4 protein-coding genes and 1 tRNA gene are annotated in these 4,977 nt (G+C 66.9%); 3 read left to right on the top strand and 2 right to left on the bottom strand.

Features of this window, described 5'->3' with window-relative positions:
* On the top strand, positions 1 to 639 hold a 639-nt coding region (locus P8X75_14445), incomplete at its 5' end, for a tripartite tricarboxylate transporter permease (GenBank protein MEJ1996382.1).
* Between the two features lie 13 nt (positions 640 to 652).
* On the opposite strand, the gene glmS is transcribed toward P8X75_14445, so the two are convergent.
* Both glmS and glmU read right to left on the bottom strand, forming a co-directional pair.
* Positions 653 to 2,476, bottom strand: a complete 1,824-nt coding sequence (glmS, locus tag P8X75_14450; GenBank protein MEJ1996383.1) for a glutamine--fructose-6-phosphate transaminase (isomerizing) — start codon at positions 2,474 to 2,476, stop codon at positions 653 to 655.
* Positions 2,477 to 2,488: 12 nt separating this feature from the next.
* Entirely contained in the window at positions 2,489 to 3,871 is a 1,383-nt protein-coding gene (gene glmU / locus P8X75_14455; GenBank protein MEJ1996384.1) for a bifunctional UDP-N-acetylglucosamine diphosphorylase/glucosamine-1-phosphate N-acetyltransferase GlmU, read from the bottom strand.
* A 146-nt stretch (positions 3,872 to 4,017) separates the two neighbouring features.
* Here glmU and gph point away from each other — a divergent pair, with 146 nt between their 5' ends.
* Together gph and P8X75_14465 are read left to right on the top strand one after the other, a co-directional pair.
* The gene (gph, locus tag P8X75_14460; GenBank protein MEJ1996385.1) at positions 4,018 to 4,701 is read left to right on the top strand and encodes a phosphoglycolate phosphatase; all 684 of its coding nucleotides are present in this window, start codon (positions 4,018 to 4,020) and stop codon (positions 4,699 to 4,701) included.
* Positions 4,702 to 4,781: 80 nt separating this feature from the next.
* Positions 4,782 to 4,856 (top strand) — tRNA-Val (locus tag P8X75_14465).
* The last annotated feature ends 121 nt before the right edge of the window (positions 4,857 to 4,977 follow it).

The following is a 4,977-nucleotide window of genomic DNA, read 5'->3' on the forward strand; positions in this document are numbered from 1 at the left end:
CGCAATCCGCGCGCCTTCGGCAAGGGCGAGGTGGACGGCGTGGCAGCCCCGGAAGCGGCCAACAACTCGGCCTCGACCGGCGCCATGCTGCCGATGATGACGCTGGGCATCCCCGGGTCCCCCACCACCGCGGTTTTGCTGGCCGGCATGGTGATCTGGGGTTTGCAGCCGGGCCCGTTGCTTTTCACCAACCAGCCGGATTTCGTCTGGCCGCTGATCGGCTCCTTTTACGTTTCCAACGTGGTCGCGGTCGTGGTGAACCTGGCTTTCATCCCGGTCTTCCTCTGGATGCTCAGGATGCCCTTCACGATCCTGGCGCCGATGATCTTTGTGCTGTCCCTGATCGGCATTTACGCCGCCTACCAGGATATCTTCGACGTCTGGCTGATGGTGCTTTTCGGCTTTGGAGCCTTCTTCCTGCGCATGCTGGACTATCCGCTGGCGCCCGCCGTGCTGGCCATCGTGCTGGGCCCGATCGCCGAGCCCAAGCTGCGGCAGTCCCTGTTGTTCTCGGACGGCGACTTCTCGATCTTCTTCACCCGGCCGATCTCCGGCCCCATCACGGTGATCGCGATCTTCCTGATCCTGCTGCCGCTATTGAAGGTGATCTACCGGCGCCTCTTCCGGAAGGCGGCATGAGGACGAGGCACCCCTATTCGACCGTCACCGACTTGGCGAGGTTGCGGGGTTGGTCGACGTCGGTGCCCTTCAGGACGGCGGTGTGATAGGCCAGCATCTGCACAGGAAGGGCGTAGAGGATCGGGGCCACGAAGGGATCGACTTTCGGCAGTTCGATCTTGCGGGCGACGCCCTCGGGCGCCTGGGCCAGCCCTTCGGCATCGGCGATCAGCACGGCGCGCCCGCCCCGGGCCACCACCTCCTCCAGGTTCGAGATGGTCTTGCTCAACAGCGGGCCGGAGGGCGCGCAGACCACCACCGGCACCTCGTCGTCTATCAGGGCGATGGGGCCGTGCTTCATCTCGCCGGCGGCGTAGCCCTCGGCATGGATGTAACTGATCTCCTTCAGCTTCAGCGCGCCTTCCAGCGCCAGCGGATAGAGGTTGCCGCGCGCGAGGTAGAGCACATCGCGCGCCTCCATGATCTCCTGCGCCAGTTCGTGCATCTCCTCGTCCTTGGCGAGCACCTCGGTCACGCGGGTCGGCAGTTCCATCAAGGCTTCGGAAAGCGCCGCCTCGCGCGCCTCGCTCAAGACACCGCGCGCGCGGGCGACGGCCAGCGCGAAACAGGCGAGCACCGTCAGCTGCGTGGTGAAGGCCTTGGTCGAGGCGACGCCGATCTCCGGCCCCGCCAGCGTCGGCAGCACGGCGTCCGATTCCCGCGCGATGGCGCTTTCCGGGCTGTTGACCACGGAGACGATGCGCTGGCCCTCCTTGCGCGCATAGCGCAGGGCGGCCAGGGTGTCGATGGTCTCCCCCGATTGGGAGATGAAGAGCGAGAGCCCGCCTTCGGGCAGCGGGGCCTCCCGGTAGCGGAATTCCGAGGCGATGTCGACCTCGACCATCTGCCGCGCTTCCTGCTCCAGCCAGTATTTGGCGACCATCCCGGCGTAATAGGCCGTGCCGCAGGCGGAGATGGTGACGCGCGGCAGCTTGGAAAGGTCCATGCCCATCTCCGGCAGCTCGATGCGCCGCTTCAGCGGGTCGATGTAGGAGGTCAGGGTGTCGCCGATCACCGCGGGCTGCTCGAAGATCTCCTTCAGCATGAAGTGGCGGTAGCCCGCCTTGCCGATCAACGCGCCGGACAGCGCCGTCTGCTTGATCGGCCGCTCGACCGGGTTTCCCGCGGCATCGCGGATCTCCGCGCCGTCCGAAGTCAGGACGGCCCAGTCACCCTCCTCCAAATAGCAGATGCGGTCGGTCAGCGGCGCCAAGGCCAGCGCATCGGAGCCGAGGAACATCTCCCCGTCGCCATAGCCGACCGCGAGGGGACTGCCCTGGCGCGCACCGATCATCAGGTCCTCGCGCCCCGCGAAGAGGATCGCCAGCGCGAAGGCGCCCTCAAGGCGCTTCAGCGTCTCGCCGGTCGCCGCCACCGGGTCCAGCCCCTGGTTCAGGTAGCTGGTGATCAGGTGGGCGACGATCTCGGTGTCGGTCTCCGTCTCGAAGACATGGCCCTTGGCCTGCAGCTCCTCGCGCAGCGCGCGGAAGTTCTCGATGATTCCGTTGTGGACGATGGCGACCTTGTCGGTCACGTGGGGATGGGCGTTCACCTCGTTGGGCCGCCCGTGGGTCGCCCAGCGCGTGTGACCGATTCCGACGGTGCCGCCTAGCGGCTTCTTCTCCACCACCTCGACCAGATTGATGAGCTTGCCCTCGGCGCGCCGCCGGTCGAGCTGACCGCCCTGGAGCGTCGCGATGCCCGCCGAATCATAGCCGCGGTACTCCAGCCGCTTCAGCCCGTCGAGCAGCAGCGGGGTGACCGGCTTTTCACCGAGGATGCCGACGATTCCACACATGGCGCGCCCCTTCTAACCCTTGTTCTTGTCGTTCTTGCGGGAGTCGCGGAAGCGCTTCGCGCCGCCCTTCACCTCCACGGCGCGCCCGCGCACGACGACCATGTCGTCCTCGCCGACCGGCTTGGTGATGGTGCTGCCGGCGCCCACGATGGCGCCCTTGCCGACCGTCACCGGCGCGACCAGGGCGCTGTTGGAGCCGATGAAGGCGCCCTCGCCGATCTCGGTCCGCGCCTTGGTAAAGCCGTCGTAGTTGCAGGTGATGGTGCCGGCGCCGATATTGGCCTTCGCGCCCACCGACGCGTCGCCGATATAGGTCAGGTGATTGGCCTTCGCGCCTTCGCCCAGCGTCGCGTTCTTCACCTCGACGAAGTTACCGACATGGGCGTCCCGCGACAGGAACGCGCCAGGCCGCAGGCGGCCGTAGGGGCCGACCACGGCGCCGGGCCCGACCTCCGCCCCCTCAAGATGCGAAAAAGCGCGGATCCGCGCACCAGAGCGGACCGCAACGCCGGGACCGAAGACCACGTTGGCCTCGACCAGCGCGTCGGGCTCCAGAAGCGTGTCGTGATGCAGGATGACGCTTTCGGGGTGTTCCAGGATCGCGCCCTCCTCCATGGCCCGGCGGCGCAGGCGGCGCTGCATCACGGCTTCGGCCTCCGCCAGTTCCAGCTTCGAGTTGACGCCCTGGACCTCTTCGGCGTTGGGCGTCTCCACCACGGCGGAGGTGAGCCCTTCGGCGGCGGCCAGGGACACCAGATCGGTCAGGTAGTACTCGCCCTTGGCATTGTCGTTGCCGATCTTCGCCAGAAGCGGAAAGAGCGCCTCGATGCGCCCCAGCACCAGACCCGCCCAGCAGAGGTCGAGCGCACGCTCCTGAGCCGAGGCGTCCTTCTCCTCCACGATGCGCTCAAGCAGACCGGCGCCGTCCAGGATCAGACGGCCATAGCCGGTCGGATCGGCGGGCCGGAAACCGAGCCAGACGAAATCGGGCTCACCCTCACGCGCATCGTGGCGGGCGTGCCGCATGGCCTCGAGCGTCTCGGCCGTGATCAGGGGACCATCGCCATAGAGGATCAGGAGGTCGCCCCCCGCGGCGATTTCGCTCTCCAGATGCGGGGCGGCGGCCTGCACGGCATGAGCAGTGCCGAGCTGCTCGCTCTGAACCGCCGTCGGCCAGGGGGCCACGGCCTCCGCCACCTCCGGCATGTCGGGGCCGACCACCACCACGGCCTTCGCCGGGTCGAGCGGCCGGACAGCGTCCAGCACGTGCCGGACCATGGGTTTGCCCGCGACGCGGTGCAGCACCTTCGGCACGCTGGAGCGCATGCGCGTGCCCTTGCCGGCGGCCAGCACGACAACGCTGAGAGGGCTTTGGGATTGCGTCTTCTCGCTCATTCTCGCCTCGAACTCGCTTTTGCGTCTCTTCTTATGGCATGAAAGGTGGTGAGGGGCAGAATCGAACGCTGCTTATAGCCGCCACCGGGTTCGTGCGCACCCCTTTAAGTATTTGTGGCGATTCAACTATTATGAACGGAGGTTACATGACCGCTGCCAAGGGGGCACCCCGAGACTGCCTTCTGATCGACCTGGACGGCACGCTGGTCGATTCGGCCCCCGACATCGCGGACGCCGCCAACCGCCGGTTGGCCGCGCTGGGCCGCGAGCCCTTGCCGGTGGAGCGCATCAAGGCGATGGTCGGCGACGGCTTCGGCGCCCTGATGCAGCGGGCACTGAACGCCACCGGCGGCGGCATTTCCGACGAGAGGATGGCCGACCTGATCGCCGAGGGATTGGCCGACTACTTCGAGCACGTGACGGACAAGACGCGGCCCTATCCGGGCGCGCCTGAAGTATTGGGACAGTTGAAGGCCGAGGGCTGGCGCCTGGCGCTCTGCACCAACAAGCCGCTCGCCCCCTCGCGGCGCATCCTGGAGAACCTCGGGATGCGCGAGTTGATAGAGACGATCGGCGCGGGCGACAGCTACCCGCACAAGAAACCCCATCCCAACCACGTCCGCGACCTGCTGACCGAACTGGGCGCGGCGCCGGAGCAAGCCATCATGCTGGGCGACCACCGCAACGACGCGGAAGCCGCGCGCGCCGCCGGGCTGCCGGTCATTCTCTGCACCTTCGGATACAGCGCCGAGCCGGTCGAAAGCCTGGGGCCCGATGCGCTGATCGACAGCTTCGAGGCCCTGCCCTCCGCCCTCGCCGCGCTGCGCTGACGGCGGGCGGCGGCCCGCTTGACAGTCACGCCCGCCTGGCATAAATCAGGCCTCCCACCTGCCGGGAGACGACCGGTTAGGGGCGCGTAGCTCAGCGGGAGAGCACTGCCTTCACACGGCAGGGGTCGCTGGTTCAATCCCAGCCGCGCCCACCATTTATATCAACCACTTAGCGGCAATGCTGCTAGGTGGTTTTTCGTTTGTACGGACATCAGTACGGACTTTTGCTTCAAAGTTTGCACGTCCCAAACATAAGAACGGAAGTCGTTGCTGAGG

The sequence above is a fragment of the Limibacillus sp. genome, from assembly GCA_037379885.1.
Classification (GTDB): domain Bacteria; phylum Pseudomonadota; class Alphaproteobacteria; order Kiloniellales; family CECT-8803; genus JARRJC01.